This window comes from Ktedonosporobacter rubrisoli (assembly GCF_004208415.1).
Taxonomy (GTDB): domain Bacteria; phylum Chloroflexota; class Ktedonobacteria; order Ktedonobacterales; family Ktedonobacteraceae; genus Ktedonosporobacter; species Ktedonosporobacter rubrisoli.
On the sequence record NZ_CP035758.1, the window covers coordinates 3,534,156 to 3,552,714 of the forward strand.

Sequence of the window (18,559 nt, forward strand, 5' to 3'; positions counted from 1 at the left end):
CCCATATCCAGAGCTGATGTGCTGTGTTATAAAAATTTTGAAACAGGCGTATCCTAAAGAATCAGTTAGAAGTCTGCAGCCTGCATCCAGGCTTTATTCCTGCAAGGAGGAATATTATGGTTGAAGCGGAAGACATTCTGCGGATCGTACTGCTGTTTAAGCGCAGCTAATCTTTGATAAATTGCCAGCGGATAAGCAGCTCGTGTTAGTTCCTCGCTAGCGTTTCCCTTCAAATTGATAAGCGCTTCATCGGTCATCATCGGCGTGAGTTTCTGCATTAAGGCTGCTATAGCTCTCTTCCTTTCTCCTAACAAATCACAAGATGGCGCTCCAGCCATCACAGTTAGCGAGAACAATGCTTGCCGAAAGCTAAATGACATAGAATCTTCTTCCTGTCGGGCAAATGCTCCACCAAATTGCCGTATCTCAGCCATCAGTCCTGCCGCAGGATTACCCGTGGCATTCAAAAGCGTTTCAATATCGCTAGGAACTAGATCCCTTAAGGCTCGTGTCTCTCCCGTCAAAAAGTATGGAGGGGACTCAACTGGATCATTGGAAATCGAGGCGATCTGTGCATAAGGGATCTGCGCAAATGTATCCAGAAGTGATGCACTGGTTCGACGCATCGGTCGCAATAGAGCCTCTCCCTCGCTCTGATCCCCATTGTAGCAAGCCATTACTTGTATCACTGACGCCCCCCGCAACGTTGGGGGAAGCGCAGGAGCAAGAGGAAAATGTACAATACGCAGCGCTGAAGTCAGTTCATCGGGCAGGTTTTTTATCCATTGTGCATATGCATTTAAGACTTCTCTGCCCTGCGCAATTGGATAGACAATCTGACCCCCAAAGATATTTTCAACTGGGTAGAGCGCCAATTCCAACTCAGTAACAATCCCAAAGTTACCGCCACCTCCGCGCAGGCCCCACAAAAGATCAGGGTAGCTTTTCTCGCTGACCCGCAACACTTGACCTTCAGCAGTCACCAGTTCGGCCGAGCGAATACTCACCGCCCCAGGACCATACTGGCGTGTCAACCAACCAACACCTCCCCCAAGCATATAACCTACAATTCCAACAGTTGTTGCAAAACCAGTGAGTGGAGCAAGGCCATAGGACTGAGCCTCCCGCACTACATCTCCAGATCTAACTCCTGGCTCTACTCGTGCGCTTGCTTTCTGTGCATCAATCTGGATTTTACTCATATATGCAAAGTTTACAAGAATCGCACCATTCACTGGATAGGGATGCCCATGCCCCCCGCCTTGTACTCCTATGGGAAGACCATACTTTTGGGCAAACTTAACGGCCTGCTGTACATCATCTGTACAGTAGGGAAGCACAACTAGTGCAGGATATTGCTGAAAGGTTTCGGTATCCCAGGTCTGTCGTGCTTTATTATATCCCTCATCGCCGGGTACAAGTGCTTTTCCCCTTAGACGTGTACGCAGAGCTTGCAGGTCGGTTGGCTCAAATATTATCGCCTGTCCCGCTTGTTCAACACTCATATTTATTTGTCTCCTTAGTAATATTTCAGGTCATTATGTCTGGTCATAAGGTCATAATGAGCTATATACATGGGTTACACAATTCTTAGCTTTGCTCATTCCTCAGCCAGCAAAACTTGTACTAGCCGCATAGATTACTGAACCCTCGCAGGCTTATGGTTCTGTCAAGAGAAGAGTATAGCAAAGTAATGGAGCCAACATTATGTCACATTTCACAGTTTTACTACGATAGGTAGATCCTCTATTACCGGGATATATCGATGTTACTATATATACACCTATTAAGAGTGCATCCTGCCACACCATTTCGCTAAGTAGGGCAAAGTTCCCTAATGCATCTTGGATTTTAGGTAGGCATCGAGCTTTTCCAGTGCTAGAGCTCGCATCGATGTTTCTCTGCGTTCTTCATCTGTCATCTCTCCCCACGTTCTATCATAGCCAGCAGGAATAAATATCGGGTCCCAGCCAAAACCATGGTTTCCTCGCGGTTCGTAAGCTATATAACCTTCTCTTTCGCCTGTGAACGTCCGAAAGGACTGACCGTCATACAGCCCAAATTGTGCTGCAGCCCTGGCAGCTCTTTCCTCAGATCCATTTAGCAATCTACATAAGCCATCCGTACCTAGCTCTGCTAGAAACCATTTGACCAATGGTCCCGGCAATTTCCCCATTGCCAGAAACTGCAAGGAGGTATCTTCTACCAGCACTGGAGAAAGCACGTGCTTATACGCTTCGCGCGCCTTATGCTTGATAATAGTTGCTAAATCAAGAGATTGGACCTCGATAAGTTCAATATTTCTATGCTCCACAGGAAAATCTAAGTACTGGCTGATCTGCCTGGCTTTTCCCGGATTACTGGTAATGTAAATCAACGAGCTAATCATAGTTACTCCTCTCTGCAATCTATTAGCCTGGCCATGGTTATCGTATTTTCTTTGCTCAACTTTGGCAAGCTTCCCTATAGCAAAAAATCAAGCAACCACTCAAGACCCGCAGAAGCTTCTTTGCACGTGTAATATAATTTATGCTATGAGGTGTTGCAATAGTAATTTATCTTCAAATAGCATATTTTCTCAAAGGTGGATTTATCGTTCTCCTGCTCTTATTAAAGCTCTCAAGCATTTCTACATTAATAGATATCAAAACCAGAACACAAAGGTCTATATCCGATGATAAAAAACTACGATAGAAGCAACCATTGAATTTTATGATCAATCTCGCCGAGGAGTGGCAAAACCTGGTCAGGGGGATACAATTACCGGAAGAAGAAACAGCGAGCGCAGAGCCGACACGCTGGCTCTTATAAGCTCTTCATCTAAAAAGTGCCACAGTTCCGACAATGAGCCAATCGTGTTCCTGCCCAATAGTTTTGGGACTCTACGCCCGTGGTGGATCGGGACAAATTTGTCCCGATCCGAGCAGGACGCTGCTCTTATCCCAAGGAGTCTGCTTGCCCTCATCATTGCCTTTGGAGCGGTTTCGCTTAATGAGAATTTTTGTCTCACGAAGCGTCAATCCGCTTATTTTAATGTATACTTAATGTATAAACCTCTTTGAGGGAGGTGAGCACCATCATAATCTACGGGCAAGATCCTCTTACAAGCGAACAGGAGCTCATGGGCTTCTGCTAATACAGCTTTTCGGGCATCTCGTCTCCTTTTTGAAAACTGCCACGAAAACCTATCACAGCGAAAGGAACTGATCTATGCGGGGCAAAAAATCGTCGGGACAACAGAGGCGCTGGAATGAGAGTCGAAAGCAAAGGAACGCTCCAGGTTTCTGGCAGATTGGGATGAGAAAAAAGCGGGCCCGCCGTCAGATAAGCATTGATATCCTGAAGCTGCTCAAAGACAACTTTCATGCTCTCAGAGGCCTGTGGGCGCTGGCACGACTGGATTTGCTCCTCTGGCGGCGTATGCCTCTGGCGATAGCCAGTGCCCTCATCCCTCCTATCGGAATGGCTGTTATGCTTGTTGCCCTTTCCTTTGCCGTAACCCAGGAGCCCGTTGCCCTGGTTATTGAGTCCCATGGTCCCTCCTCGCTACATATGGCCGAGATCATTAAAGCAGATACTGATGCCTATTTCCTTAGCGTAACAGATATGCAGGACGCTCAACGTATGCTGCGCGATCAAGAAATTGCCGCAATTATCATCATCCCAGCTGATTTTGAACAGAAAGCGTCAAGCCATACAGCGAGTCTCCAACTCCTGCTTAACAACATCGATATCGATTTCTCAGACGATATCCGACGCAGCGTGGAACGTTCAATAGCCCAGTTCGATGCTCCTCAGCTTAGCCTTGAGGGCCAATTAAATACCGGTGATAGCAATGCGACCCCCAATCCTTACCATATTAATATTGATGAGCGAAATCTAAGAGAAACGAATGTAAATTTTCTCGCTTATCAGGTCCTCCCAGATCTTGTTCTACTTGTGCTAAGCACAGGCTTGATGGGTACAGCCTTGCTGTGTGCCCAGGATGTAGAGCGCGGTAAAGCGCGCCACCTCGTGCTTGCGCCATTATCCGCCTGGGTCCTGGTCGCAGGACGTCTACTTGGCGGCTTTATTGCCTCGCTGATAGTGCTCATTCCAGCTATAGCCCTCTGCCTTATCATTGGTATCATCTCTCCTCCTGCCGGCCATTGGCCGGCCCTCATCGCTATTTTTGCAGCGACAGCACTGGGCGCCTCTAGTCTAGGGGCAATTCTTGGTACATTACTGCGGGGCACCAGAAATATCGCACTGGCATCTTCTCTTCTAGCAACCTACTTATTCTTCCTGGGAGGAGGCTTTACTATCATCCAATTTTTGCCTCAATGGCTCCGTACAATCAGCGCATTCAACCCAATTCGCTATGCTATTGATGGCATGCGCCAGGCCTTATTCTATCCAGACCTGAGCGGCTTCTCAACTGATCTTGCAGTTCTGCTTGGAACTGCCCTACTTGCCATGGTCGTCGGTTCAGTTGCGGTACGTCGATCATGGAGTAGATGATGCCATTTCTTGTAAGTTTTTTCGCCAGTTGAGCTGTTTTTGTACCCATAGCCGCGGAGAGATCTACCTCCATCTTGCTTAATCTTGGTCCAGCCCTGCGGGAGGAACCGAGCCATCTGGTAATGTTGCACCAGCTAGAGAGCCGGCCTTTTCTAATTGCACTGCCTCGACAATCGCATACTGTAAATTTGCATTGGTTAGATTCGCATGGCTCACGTCGGTATCACGCATATTCGTACGGCTCAAGTTGGCTCCCGATAGATTAGCACCGCTAAAGTTAGTAGAAGCAAGGCTCGCCGCACTCAGATCAGCGCCATGTAAGTCGGCTCCGCTGAAATTGACGCCCGCTAGATTGATATCATTAAGATCAACGTTAGCAAGATGTACGGCTCTAAGATCTGCCCCTTGTAAGCTAATAATCTTATAATCATTCTTAATCAATCTGGCATCGTAGAGAAAACGTATGAGCGTTACCTTACGATCGGCATCTAATTGCTGTAGCAGCTCCTGGGTGCGTGCATTGGCAATTGCTGTAGCGGCATCGCCTTTCTTCGTGTTGAGCAGATTGTCATGGGCCAGCAAATCACTTATGAAGTTTATATAATCTAATAGCGATGTATCTTGCCTTTGAGCCGCCGCGAGCTCAACTGCCGCTTGCTGTTGTTGGCTCTTTTGTAAAGATAGGCTTTGTAGCACATTAAACCAGATTCCTCCCGCGATAAGCACAAACAGAGCAAGCAGAACAAGAGGCTTGTGCGCAGCTAGAACAAAACGCTGCTTCTGGAGTAGCCAGCTCCCAGCCCTTCTCAGGTGCTGTTGCTTTTGTTGTTTCTCCCTTTGCCATATAGCTGCTCTTCCTAGCATTGCGCCACGCAAAAGTATCCCCGCGAGCAAGAGCATACACACTGCCCAGGTGAGCAAGGCGATAAAATCGCTGGAAATCGCTTCAGGTGTTACCTGCAATCCATGAAATGCCTGTTGTAAAATGCCTACCGCATAATAGACTGGAGATAGATGTGCCAGGGCCCAGATAAGATTCCCGTCGAAGCGCTGAGGCTCATATGAGCCGCTACACAGATAGAGAGGCAGGCTTAAGCCAAAGACGAGAGAGGCAACAGGCAATGTACGCTTCAAGATAGCCCCTAGTGCCACGCCCACGCAACTAAAAATAATGATACAAAGCAGAATAACCCCAAGCATTTCGAAGGGATGAAGCGGTACTATACGATAGCCAACAATCGTCACAGCGACAGGAAATACCATTGCTACTGCCGCAACTAAGTCAGTCGCCAATACGCGGCCCAGGAGTGAGAAAAGGGGATGAACTGGTGCTACGGCGAGCAGCTTCATTGTGCCAGCCTCAAACTCGCGCGCAACCGCCATAGCACTGAGAATACAGGCAATCACAAAGGCATCTAGAGCCAGCCCGCTCACGACAAGATAAGGAATAAAGCCTGTGTCATGATCGATAAGGTCATGTTCTGCTACCTGCACATGAAGATGAGGAAGTTGTAGTTTGTGACCAAAAGCAACAATCGCAGAAGGTAGGGCACGTTGAATATCATCTGTCATATCAGTATTCACATTATCTACATCAACGTGAATAGTTGTATCTTCTCCTCGCGCAATCGCCTCTGAAAATCTCTGGGGAATAGTAATAATCGCTACAAGATCTCCTCGATGTAATGCGGATTGGGCCGCCTGGGTATCCATAATATGGAGATCAAAAGAATGGTGAGCGGCATTTAGAGTGGTGATAAAATCATTTGCCAATTTCCCTTTATCTTCAGTGACGATAGCCGTTGGAGCAAAGCTACCGGTCATACCAAAGAGGCTAGCCAGAAAAAGAAAGGTGATGGCTTGAATGATGGTAAGCGCAACAAATAAACGTGAGCGGGAGAGCTGCTTTAGTTCGGCCTGAAAACCCCCACCAAGCGCTACGAGGAGAGCTTTCATGATGATACCTCTTCCAGTGCTCGAAAGACTTCGGCCAGGTCTGCCCCCCGCGCCCGAAAGCCATTGATGGTTGCACTTTGCAAAACCAGGCGCATGACATCATCGGGAACCGTATTTCCGTGCAAAAAAACCGACAAGCCTGTTGGTGCTTGATTGATACGCAAGATGCCATCAACAGTGGCAAGTGCCTGAGCAATCGCTGTGCCTGCCGCTTCGCTACACTCAATGTCAAGACAGCTCCCAGCCCGTGCGACCAAGGCTCCTGGAGTTTCGCAGGTCAATAACTGACCCGCGCGTAAGACAGCAACTGTATCGCACAGGGCCAATGCCTCATCAAGATAATTGGTCGAAACAATAATTGTTGTACCTGCAGACTTCAGGACTCGCAGATGCGACCAGATGGCATGCCTGGCTTCTACATCTACTCCCAGCGTTGGTTCGTCTATAATCAGCAGGGCAGGAGCATGTAAGAGGGCACGGGCAATCGCGACACGCCGCTGCATCCCTCCAGACAGATTGCGTACGCGCTCATGCGCGCGCTCTGAGAGCGAAAGGAGCTCCAGCACCTCAATAATTCTCTGTTTAGCATCAGGTACATTATATAAAGACGAGGCAAAGCTCAGGTTTTCGAAGGCTGTTAACTCATCGTAGAGTGCTGTCTCTTGAAAAACAACGCCTATCTTCTGGCGCAATTTTTTATTACGCACTGGAAGCTTTTCCCCAAAGACAGTTATTGTACCAGATGTAGGATGGCGCAGTTCAATAATTGAGCTGAGTAATGTCGTTTTTCCTGCCCCATTTGGACCAAGCACTCCAGTAATGGTGCCTCGTTTAATCGTAAGATTGACACGATCGAGAATTTTGCGCTTTCCAATCTGACATGTCACGCTCTCGAAACGCACGGCCGATGAAAAAGGATACACCTGTTCTTCCATTGAACCCTCTTATGCAAAGTTTTCAGGCGCCAACTGAAACATATCATTAAGTATACATTATTAACATGACGTCTCCCTTCGTCTCTGCTGATCTCTGGAAGCACACACCCAGGGCGCAGGTGGTTCTTGACATCTCCTGAGAGCTCAGGTGATCTCTGGTGGTCGCTGTCAGCTCTAGCGTGCACTTCGAGCAGGGGTAGCGCTTGGCCCCACACTCGCTGGCGCGTTTCCGAGCCTCCCAAAAAGCCGCAACGCGAGGTGCTTTGTGGCATGACCTCTTGCGCGCTGAGGCTCTTCCTCTGCTCTCCTCTTTCATGGCAAGTATACACGCATTTCCTCTCTCCATGAAAGTGGGGCAGGGTCAGTGAAGGGATAGACAGCTTCCGCGAGCGCTGCCCGGTAGCCTGCGAGCCGCCATTGTGCAGGTGAGACATATTCTCTACAGCACGCTTTGCCGTGGAATAATGCCTTTCTGCAATAATTCACAGCTTTTGATCCAATTGGCGAAATTTTGTGTATCGCTGCTCTAAGAGTGCGGGAACAGGTACGGCAGACAGCTCAGTCAGAACCTGATATAGTCGTTCTGCCACTAAACGACTCGTGATCAAATGATCAAGGTGTGCACCATCCAGCGGTTCAGGAATAATACCGTCGATGACTCCCAGTTCCAGCAGGTCTGGAGCCGTAATACGCAGAGCAGATGCCGCTTGTGGAGCGTACTTATTGTCCCGCCACAAAATTGCCGCCGCTGCTTCTGGAGAAGCAACAGTATAGATGCTATTCTCCAGCATCAGCACCCGATCAGCAAAACCCAGGGCCAGGGCACCACCACTACCACCTTCTCCAATTATCACAGCTACCGTTGGCACAGACAAAGATGCCATAAGCATGAGGCTTTCGGCAATGGCCTGTGCCTGCCCACGCTGTTCAGCTTCCAGCCCTGGAAAGGCGCCAGGTGTATCAATCAAGCAGATAACAGGCAACCTGAACTTCTCCGCATAGCGCATAAGTCTCTGTACTTTGCGATATCCTTCGGGATGGGGCATGCCAAAATTGTGTGCTTGATTCTGTTGGGTATTGTGTCCTTTCTGCTGTCCGATGAACATAACTGTTCGGCCAAGAAATGTTGCTACCCCACCAATAATTGCGGGATCATCGCCGTAACGCCGATCTCCCCGTAACTCAAAAAAGCTCGTACATAACAGGCGGATATAGTCAGCCGTATGAGGACGTTGCAGATGACGCGCAATTCGTACTCGGTCCCATACACTCTCAGAGACTGGCGACTTCTCTGCCGTTCCAATCCATCGAAGAGGGTGCAGAGGTGGACTAAACTGCAGTGTATTTTGTAATGAATGAATAGAGAGCAATTGTATAAGTGTGGCACGTAGCGAGGAGCGCGGCACGATAGCATCGAGCATGCCATGTTCGAGCATAAATTCAGAGGTATCGGTCCCTTCTGGTAATTTCTTATAGGAAAATTGCTCAATCACACGCGGACCAGCAAAGCCAATCAATGCGCCAGGCTCGGCGAGAATAACATCGCCCAACATAGCAAAACTGGCAGCCACACCACCTGTTGTCGGATGGGTCAATAAGGAAATGAAGGGCACTCGTGCTGCACCAAGTCGCTGTAAAGCGATGGTGGTTTTTGCCATTTGCATCAGCGAGAAGATTCCTTCCTGCATTCGTGCACCGCCCGAAGCTGAGACGATGAGCAACGGGATGAGCTGCTCACGCGCCAGCTCAATGGCTCGTGTGATCTTCTCTCCCACGACTAAGCCCATACTTCCACCAATAAAATGGAAGTCCATAACCGCTATGACGAGTGCATATCCTGCGATACTTCCTGTGCCCGTAATAATAGCTTCAGCAAGCCCAGTGCGCGCCTGGGCCTCGTGCAGCTTTTCTGGATAGGTCCATGATTGATTGCTAAAATTGAGAGGATCGCCAGAGTAAAGATGAGCTTCGGTCTCCACAAAGCTGCCAGCATCCAACAGGCTATTTATCCGCTCAAACGCCGAAAGCTGGAAATGATGACCGCATTCGAGACAGACCCTGGCATTGTTTTCTAAGGCACGTACGTATAACAATGCCTTGCAATGAGGGCATTTCACCAGCACATCTTTTCTCGTATAAGCAGGACGCTCAACCGGGCTTTCGTTTTCATACATCGCTATCTGAGTGTTCTCAATCATCTTTAAACCTCTATTGGAATCCTAAAAAGATGCCCTTCATAAGATTCCCCTCTTACATCATGAATGTATGCGCCATCAATCGTAGCAAGCGCTGTCGCGGGACCAAACAGCTTGCCGGGTAGAGGCAAGCTGTTTGATTCTGAAATGCGACATTTTCCCACGCCTACCGCTTCGTTCCAGATTTCGTCGGAGGCGATGCACAGCAGCCTCACACAACTTTTTGTGAAATGGGGTGATGCAGTAACTTGAAATCAGTCAGATGCCGCTCTGGATCTGCTACCACCTGCTCTAAAAAGGCTGTGTAGTCTGCGAACATGCGATTGATTGTCTCTTTGTCAAACAAATGTGTGCTATACTCCCAGACTATTTCCACATATTCGCCACGATCGATCAATGAGTAATAAATGTCAGACACGATGCGTCTGAACGAAAGTCGTTCGCCATAAGTAAGCCCTGGCAGGTCATCATCCACTTCCTCAGCGTTATACTGGGCCATAAAGATGCGCCCCGGACGCTCGTGGCTGGTATAATATTCAGGATGAAACTCTTCCAAAACACGCACAAAGGGTAACTCGCGCTGAGCAATAGCCCCAACAACAGCCTCACGCACCCGCGCCAGGAGTTCGCGGAAGCCGGGATTGCCGGCCAGGCTGGTACGTAGCGTGATCATATTAGCCAGAGGCCCGACCATTGAAAGCATTTCTGGCCTGTCGCGATTCGGGAAAGATGACTCAACCAACATCTCCTCCTGCCCGCTTAAATGGAAGCATAGAGCGTTAAAAGCCGCAAGCATTACCATATAGAGGGTAGCGCTCTGTTCCTGTCCAACTGCCTTTAGACGATCCGCAAGCGACCTGGGTAGATGCCACTCTTGCAGTGCGCTCGGCATGTATTCTTGCGGGCGAGGGCGGTCTGTAGGTAGTTGCAGCGGGGTGAGCGTTCCAGAAAATTTCTCGCGCCAGTAGGCCAGCATGTCTGCCAGGAGCTCTCCCTGGAAACGCTTCTGCTCCCAGGCCGCCACGTCGGCAAATTGCACGGTCAAAGGCGGCAAGTGCCACTGCTCACCCTTAACGAGTGCTTTCATAATGATACTCATCTCGTGCTGTATCTTCTCAGAAGAGACTCCATCCCAGATGGCTTGATGGGCAACAATGATCCAGGCATAGCGCTCTTCATCCAGGCGATAGAGGCGCATACGCCAGAGCGGAGCTTGCTCCATACGGAACCCGGTATGCTCTTCTTCGGCGGCCAGGCGTAGCATGGTCGAAAAACGCTCATGGGCAGGCAAGGTGCGCAGATCCTTAAGTGGGATTGAAATGGGCAGTTCTGGCTTGATTACCTGAATAACCTGCTGCTCATGTTCATCAAAAGCAGTTCGTAAGATCTCGTGCCGCTTCGCAACTTCATTTATGCAGCGCTCGAAGAGGGCATGGTCTAGCTGACCTTCTAAGATCCAGCCAATCGAGAAATTATCATACTCCGATTGTTCGGGGTAAAGCTGATAGCGCTTCCAGCGCCTGCGCTGCTGCCAGCTTGCCAACAATGGTTGCGTGCGCGAAACTGGCACAATTGGCAGAAAGGCTTGTTTGCTCTGCTCAATGACGGCGCTTAGCGAGGCCACTGTGGACTGTTCATAGAGTGTGCGATCCTGCAGCTCGATCTTGAATGTCTCGCGCAGACGAGCGATCAGGCTAATTGCCAGCAACGAGTGACCACCTAATTCAAAAAAGTTATCGTAGATGCCAATCTCGTCGATGCCCAGAAACTCCTGCCAGAGAACCGCGACTTTGCGCTCAACCTCAGTGCGCGGCGCAACATAGTCGTTGAGGAGAGTTGAGCGAAACTGTTCGGCCGGAGACGCCATCAGCTCCGTTGAAGAGTCCTTCAGAGTGTTTTCCGCTTCCTTTTCCACTTCCTGGGAAGCGATTTCCAGTACGCTATATTTAGCATCTATCCAATAACGCTGACGCTCAAAAGGATAAGTGGGTAGAGCAACGCGACGGCCCTGACCTGAGGAGCGCGCCGAGAAATTCACTGGAACGCCAGCCAGCCAGAGTTTGCCTAAAGCTGTCAGCAGAAATGTCGTGTCAGTTTGCACATCGCGCGGGTGACGCATCGTTGGTACAGAGACTACGGAACGGGCTATTTGTGGCCCAAGTTGTCGAAGCTGCGCCTTCATAGTCTGATCTGGCCCCACTTCGATCAATATCCGACCAGGCTCGACCAGGAGCGTTTGGATGGCATCGGACAGGCGAACAGTCTGCCGCAGATGTTTGAGCCAATAAGTGGCATCAAGCGCTTCCTGGGCCGTAATCCAGGTGCCCGTCGTGCAAGAGACATAGGGAATGCGCGGCGCGTGCAAGGTGATCTGACTAAACACTTGACGGAATGGCTCTAACATGGCATCCATCATCGGCGAATGGAAGGCATGCGAGGTATGCAATGTGCTATATACCATCTTTGCCTCGGACAAAGTTTGCTTTAATCTGGCGATGGCTTCGAAAGAGCCGCCCACGATACACTGGGCTGGGCCAAAGATGACTGCGATGGAAAGCTGCTCGTCAAGGAACCCTTTCATCACCTCTTCTGAGGCTGCCACGCTGATCATAGCGCCTCCAGGCATGCTCTGCATCAGTTGACCGCGCTTGGAGACAAGATAGAGCGCATCATCCAGCGAAAACACACCGGCCAGGCACGCTGCAACATATTCGCCAAGGCTATGACCGACCATCGTGTCTGGCACAACGCCGTAGGACTCCAACAGGCGTGCAAGGGCGTATTCGGTCACAAACAAAGCTGATTGGGCAATATCTGTCCGATTGAGGACCAGGGCGCTGCTCTCGGCCTGCTCAGGTGGAGGAAAGAGCAATGTGCGCAAGTCGAGACCAAGCAAAGGCAAGAGACGTTCGGCGCAATAGTCAATCCAACGGCGATATACCTGCTCAGTAGCATAAAGCTCTTGCCCCATCTGGATATATTGCGCACCTTGTCCGGGGAAGAGAAAGACGAGAGAGCGATCTCCTGGTTCAACAACCGAAGAGAGAAGTTGGGCTACATCGCGCGTGGCTAGAGCTGTGCTAGCCTGCTTCCTGCTGGTGGCGACGAGCATACGTCGATAGGGCATCGCTCTGCGGCCTTGTTGGAGAGTTAGCGCAATATCCGCCAGTTCGCTTTGCGGATGTGCTTCCAGGTAGCGAGCGAGTTGATCCGTCATAGTTTCCAACGCAGAGGCAGTCCTGGCGGAGAGCACGAGCAACTGAGGGGCGCTGGATGGCGTTCTAGGTGCAAGAGGTGGCGCTTCCTCCAGGACGACATGTACGTTGGTTCCCCCGATCCCAAAGGCACTAACGCCGGCGCGGCGGGGTGTTGGGCCGCTTTGCCACTCAGTCAGGCGAGTGTTGACATAAAACGGGCTATGGGCAAAATCAATCTGTGGATTGGGGCTCTGGAAATGCAGGCTTGGCGGTAGTTGTTTCTGATGGAGTGCCAGAGTGGTTTTGATAAGGCCAGCAATCCCGGCAGCTACGTCCAGGTGGCCAAGATTGGTCTTCAGCGAGCCTAGCGCGCAGAACGTGTTCCGGCTAGCACCGCAGGCGCGAAAAGCTTGAGTGAGAGCCGCAATCTCGATAGGATCGCCGATGGTGGTGCCCGTGCCATGAGCCTCAACGTAACCGATGCTGTCAGCTGTCACGTTAGCAAGGGCCAGCGCCTCGCTGATTACTTCGGCCTGGCCATCGATGCTGGGCGCAGTATAGCCCATCTTTTGCTCTCCATCATTGTTCATGGCAGCTCCCTTAATCACTGCGTAGATCTGGTCCCCGTCAGCCAGCGCATCTTCCAGGCGTTTGAGCACAACGACTCCCAGGCCATTGCCACCAACTGTTCCTTGAGCAAGGGCGTCAAAAGCGCGGCAGTGACCATCCGGCGAGCCAATCCCACCTTGCTCATATAGGTATCCAGATCGCTCAAGGCCCTGCAAGGCGACTCCTCCGGCCAGGACCATATCGCACTGGTAGTTGAGCAAGCTCTGATAGGCCAGAGCCACAGCCACTAATGAGGTTGAGCAAGCTGTCTGGACGGTAATTGCCGGACCTTTCAGGCCAAGTTTATAGGCTACACGCGTAGCAAGAAAGTCTTTTTCACTGGCGAGCATGGTTTCATAGTCATCAATCGATTTGAGCTCTGCACGTCTGGGATAGATATGCTCTAACAGGTACAGGTTCATGCCAGCGCCGGCAAAAACCCCGATCCGTCCTGGATATTGCGTGGCATCATAGCCAGCATGTTCGAGCGCCTGCCAGGCACATTCGAGAAACAGTCGTTGCTGGGGATCAATAATCCGCGCCTCTCGTGCGCTGTAGCCAAAGAATGCAGCATCAAAAACCTCGATATCATCAAGAAAGGCCCCGGCTGGTACATAATCGGGATTATTTTGTAAGCTGGGATCGCGCTGCAAAGCCTCATCCTCGGCGGCGCTCAAACGTGTGATTGCCTCGTGTCCGCTACAGAGGTTTTGCCAGAGCGCTTCAATGCTCTGCGCACCTGGAAAGCGGCCGGCCATGCCGATGATAGCTACCCCTTCTAAATTGTGCGTTTCTTGTAATTTACTCATATGATATTTTCCTCTTCTTTCTGCATAGAAACTTTTTTTGGCTGCTCTCTATTGGTCAAAACTGGAAATAGGTTTATGGATGTTTGCGTTTGAATGCCTGGCGCTGCCTGGCTGCTCTCTCCCGAATGTTCTGCACTGACCATGCTGCAGACCTGCTGCTTTGACTTACATGGCGCGCGAGTGTCTGGATGGTCGTAAAGCGAAATGCCTCCATAATGCTCAATTCAACGTGCAGGCGCTCCCTCAGCTTGCTTCGCATCTGAGTAACCAGTAGCGAATGCCCACCCAGTTCAAAGAAGTTGCTCTCTATGCTGATCTGCTGGAGATGAAGTATTTCTCCCCAGATCTCGGCGATGGTACGCTCAATATCATTGCTGGGAGGAACATATGCTCTTGGCTGCGAAGGAGTTTCTTCCATGATCTGGGGCAAGCGCTGGCGATCAAATTTGCCATTAGGAGAAAGCGGCAGACTCTCAAGGATCATGAATGTGCGCGGTACCATATAATCGGGTAATCGCGCACTCAGGTAGCGCTGGATCTCCTCTACATCGAGGCTGTCACCCTGGTTCATGGGCGAGCTAGTTGGGATGAGATACGCAACAAGCCTGGTATCGCCAGGAGCCAGCTCTCTAGTGATAGCTACTGCTTCGCGCACAGCCGGGTGCTGCATCAGCACCATTTCAATCTCTTCAAGTTCAATGCGCAGTCCGCGAATCTTCACCTGATGATCCATACGCCCCAGATACTCAAGCGCTCCGTCCGCGCGATAGCGAGCAATGTCGCCTGTTTTGTAGAGGCGGGCCGTGGGTTCCACGCTAAATGGGTCAGGGATAAATTTTTCGGCTGTTTGCTCAGGTTTATTGAGATAACCGCGCGCAACCTGCACGCCACCAATGTGCAATTCGCCAGGAACACCGATTGGAACTGGCTGCCCCAGGTGATCAAGGACATAGAGCCGTGTGTTGGCTAGCGGAAAGCCAATAGCGACAGTCTTGCTTTGATCCCCGCGCTGACATTCCCAATAGCTAACGTCAATGGCGGCCTCGGTTGGCCCATATAAATTGGAGAGCTGCGCTTGAGAGCGCTGATAGAAGCGTGTTTGCACTAGTGGCGAGAGCGCTTCACCGCTACAAATGACACGCCGCAGAGAGAAGCATTCCTCCAATCCTGGCTCGTCAAGCATGAGCTGAAGCATAGAAGGTACAAAATGCAGTGTGGTAATCGCCGCACTCTTGATGATTTCTACAAGATAGGCAGTATCCTTGTGCCTCTCAGGCTCGGCCATGACCAGGCGTGCTCCGGTTATTAAAGGCCAGAAAAACTCCCAGACTGAGACATCGAAACTGAAAGGCGTTTTTTGTAAAACTCGGTCCTGCCCGGTCAGTTGATAGTGGTCTTGCATCCAGAGCAACCGGTTACAGACACCGCGATGAGTGTTCATGACTCCCTTTGGTTTACCGGTGGAACCTGACGTATAGATCACGTATGCCAGTTGCTCTGGACTGCCTGAAATCGCCGGCAGCTCCTGGCTAAAACGGGCAATGCGCTGCCAATCTTCGTCAAGGCAGACAAGAGGCATTGTCATGGCTGCAAAGCGTTCTGCTAGATGACTCTGGGTCAATAGCATGGGTACTTGCGCATCCTTGAGCATATACTCAAGACGTTGCGGGGGATAATATGGGTCCAGCGGAAGATAGGCGGCACCGGCCTTCAAGATTCCCAGCAAACCGATAACCATCTCCAGCGAACGCTCAACGGAGATGCCCACCAGGGTCTCGGACGTGACGCCCCGGGCCATGAGAAAGTTGGCAAGCTGATTAGCACGCTCATCAAGCTGACAGTAAGTCATTACAGCCTGTTTGTAGGTGAGAGCAATTTCGTGAGGAGTGCGCTCGACCTGCTTCTCAAAGAGTCGAGGTAAAAAGTGGCTATCTTGATAAATGACCTGCGTAGCGTTCCAATCTACGGTCATCTGCTGCAATTCCCTCTGGGAGAGAATGGGCAGGCGAGCAATCTTTGTGTCAGGTTGAGCCACGCATGCTTGCAAGAGCTGGGAGAAGTGGCCGATCATTCGCTCGATGGTAGCTGGTGTAAAGAGATCGGTGGCATACACAAAAGCGCACGTAAAGCCGTCGAACCCATTTTGAGCTTGGTGATGTTCAGTTATCTCAAGGGTGAGATCAACTTGTGCTCCAACTCGCTCGACATTCTCAGGCAAGAGGATCAGGCCAGGCCAGCTAAGCTGCTCATCTGCGCCTGCATCAACACTCAACATGACTTGAAACAGCGGTGTATGGCTGGTCGTACGCTCCGGTCTCAGTTGCTCCACAAGTTTCTCGAAGGGATACTCCTGATGTTGGTACGCTTCCAGCGTGGCGACCCTTACCCGCTCCAGCAGAGTGCGAAAGTCTGGTTGGTGTGCCAGCGAAATCCGAATGGCCAGAGTATTCACAAACAAGCCGAGAACGTTCTCGGCTTGTTTCCGCTGGCGATTCCAGACAGGTAAACCAACCAGAAGATCCTCCTGAGCGGTGTAACGCGCTAAAAAGACAAGAAAAACAGCCAGCAGAGCCATAACGCTGGTAACATGTTCAGCCCGGCACAATGCCCGCAGTTTAGCCACAGTCTCGTCGGCAAGCTGAAAATTGTAAACGGCGCCGCGATTGCTCCTTACCGCAGGCCGAGGAGCATCGAGAGGCAATTGCAACAGCGCCGGGGCTGTCGCAAGTTGCCGTTTCCAGTAGGCTAAAGCTTCATCCATCTCCCCGCGCTGCCAGCGTGCTCGTTCCCAGCAAGCCAGATCAACAAATTGCAAGCCTTCTGGCGCTGGCGGAAGCGCCTGCCCTGTTGCCAGTGCCGTGTAAAGCGCTCCTAAATCCTCCATCAGTAGACCATTCGACCAGCCATCTGTAATCAGATGGTGGAGCGTAAGCAGGAGCATATGCTCCTGCTCCTGCAATTTGTAGAGCGTGGCCCGAAAAAGGGGGCCGCGCTCAAGATCAAAAGGAATTTGATAATCTGCTGCGAGCACTGCCTTCAGGTGCTGTGGAAAGTCGCTATTCCCTCTGAGCTCCTGCAAATCGATCAAGCTCAAAGGGCGCCTTTGCTGTGCAGAAATGCGCTGTACTGGTTGCCCATTCACTTCGGTATAGCAGGTGCGCAGGGCAGCATGGCGCTGCTCAAGCACTGCCAGGCTTTCCTCTAACAAGGAAACATTCAGAGCGCCCACTAGTCTATAGGCAATGGGTAGATGGTAGACGGTGGAAGCAGGCTCCATCTGTTGGAGGAACCAGATACGTTCCTGGGCAAATGACAATGGTAACGCCTCCGTCTGCGTTTGCCTGGGAATCTGCCCCAACGCGTGGACTTCCTGCTTCTGCCGCCAGCGTTGCAGCATGCTTATCTCGTTTCCAACCAGTCCGGGCTGATTTTTCTTCTGAGCGTTATCTTTCAACATCTGTTTTCCTCTGTCCATCGTTAAACTACTGAGTTCTTTGGAGATTCGTTCTCTAGAAGCCTGGTTAGTTCGCCTTTGATTCTTTGGGCAAGCTGTCCAATAGTTTGCTCTTCAAACAGCCAGCGCAGAGGAATATCCAGGGCAAAGATTTCGCGCAGGCGATTAAGAACTCGCGTCATTTGTAGAGAATCTACACCTAGCTCTAGAAAGTTGGTATGAATGCCAAGGGGGCTATTCCTGACGCATCTTGCCAGACCTGCGCTACGAGCTTTTCGCACTCACTTTCTGGAAGATCCTGCTTATAGTCGCCATTGCCGTTTTCAGGCGAGGGCCGATCAACAGGATTATGGGCAGGCAGCAGGATTGTTCCATCCTGACAGGCTTCCTGCTCTCTGTACTCCAGATGGGGAGGATCTACCCAGTAGCGCTGACGATCAAAGGCATACGTTGGTAGCGGAATGCGTCGCCTTGACGTCCCGCTGTTTACGCCTTCCCAGTCTACTTTCTGCCCACAGGCCCAGACACGCCCTAAAGCGCTAAGCATGCAAGCCAGATCTGAGCGCCCGTCCTGTGGATGGGGCAGAGATGAGATCACCATATGCGCACTATTGGCAGGAAGCTGTTGGCGCGCCAGGGTGCTGAGCGTGGTACCCGGGCCAACCTCCAGGAGGAGACGCGGCGCATCACTAAGAACCGTTTGCAGATTATCGGCCAATCTGACCGTGCTATGAATATGGCGCACCCAGTAGTCTGGATCGGTGGCCTCGGCTGCGCTGATCCAGGTACCGGTCAGGTTAGAGAGAAAAGGAATCTTTGGCGCTGATAGTTTCACAGCCTTTAATAGCTCCGCAAAAGGTGCGAGGGCCGGAGTCATCATTGTGGAATGAAAGGCATGTGAGGT

The 18,559-nt window shown here is 50.9% G+C and carries 10 protein-coding genes; 1 reads left to right on the forward strand and 9 read right to left on the reverse strand.

Annotated features, from left to right (window positions below; genetic code table 11):
- Positions 1-65 precede the first annotated feature (65 nt).
- Both EPA93_RS15835 and EPA93_RS15840 read right to left on the reverse strand, forming a co-directional pair.
- A complete protein-coding gene (locus EPA93_RS15835) occupies positions 66-1,505 on the reverse strand; it encodes an FAD-binding oxidoreductase (protein ID WP_129888441.1) in 1,440 nt (479 codons plus the stop codon).
- Between the two features lie 329 nt (positions 1,506-1,834).
- A complete protein-coding gene (locus tag EPA93_RS15840) occupies positions 1,835-2,389 on the reverse strand; it encodes a non-canonical purine NTP pyrophosphatase (protein ID WP_129888442.1) in 555 nt (184 codons plus the stop codon).
- A gap of 821 nt (positions 2,390-3,210) precedes the next feature.
- Here EPA93_RS15840 and EPA93_RS15845 point away from each other — a divergent pair.
- Positions 3,211-4,500, forward strand: a complete 1,290-nt coding sequence (locus EPA93_RS15845; RefSeq protein WP_129888443.1) for an ABC transporter permease — start codon at positions 3,211-3,213, stop codon at positions 4,498-4,500.
- Between the two features lie 78 nt (positions 4,501-4,578).
- Here EPA93_RS15845 and EPA93_RS15850 read toward each other — a convergent pair whose 3' ends face one another.
- The 7 genes from EPA93_RS15850 to EPA93_RS15880 all read right to left on the reverse strand — a co-directional run bounded on the left by EPA93_RS15850 (position 4,579) and on the right by EPA93_RS15880 (position 18,490).
- Positions 4,579-6,456, reverse strand: a complete 1,878-nt coding sequence (locus EPA93_RS15850) for an ABC transporter permease (RefSeq protein WP_129888444.1) — start codon at positions 6,454-6,456, stop codon at positions 4,579-4,581.
- A complete protein-coding gene (locus EPA93_RS15855; RefSeq protein WP_129888445.1) occupies positions 6,453-7,391 on the reverse strand; it encodes an ABC transporter ATP-binding protein in 939 nt (312 codons plus the stop codon). The genes EPA93_RS15850 and EPA93_RS15855 overlap by 4 nt, the downstream gene beginning before the upstream one ends.
- 482 nt (positions 7,392-7,873) lie before the next feature.
- Positions 7,874-9,589 carry an acetyl-CoA carboxylase carboxyltransferase subunit alpha gene (locus tag EPA93_RS15860; RefSeq protein WP_207229563.1) on the reverse strand — a complete coding sequence of 572 codons (1,716 nt, stop codon included), beginning with the start codon at positions 9,587-9,589 and terminating at the stop codon, positions 7,874-7,876.
- 208 nt (positions 9,590-9,797) lie between these two features.
- Positions 9,798-14,201 carry a type I polyketide synthase gene (locus EPA93_RS15865; RefSeq protein WP_129888446.1) on the reverse strand — a complete coding sequence of 1,468 codons (4,404 nt, stop codon included), beginning with the start codon at positions 14,199-14,201 and terminating at the stop codon, positions 9,798-9,800.
- Positions 14,202-14,274: 73 nt separating this feature from the next.
- Positions 14,275-17,658: a non-ribosomal peptide synthetase gene (locus EPA93_RS15870; RefSeq protein WP_165423155.1), complete on the reverse strand. Its 3,384-nt coding sequence runs from the start codon at positions 17,656-17,658 to the stop codon at positions 14,275-14,277.
- 20 nt (positions 17,659-17,678) lie between these two features.
- Positions 17,679-17,837 carry a phosphopantetheine-binding protein gene (locus EPA93_RS49830; protein WP_242527421.1) on the reverse strand — a complete coding sequence of 53 codons (159 nt, stop codon included), beginning with the start codon at positions 17,835-17,837 and terminating at the stop codon, positions 17,679-17,681.
- Positions 17,838-17,860: 23 nt separating this feature from the next.
- Positions 17,861-18,490: a hypothetical protein gene (locus tag EPA93_RS15880; protein ID WP_129888449.1), complete on the reverse strand. Its 630-nt coding sequence runs from the start codon at positions 18,488-18,490 to the stop codon at positions 17,861-17,863.
- Between the last annotated feature and the right edge of the window lie 69 nt (positions 18,491-18,559).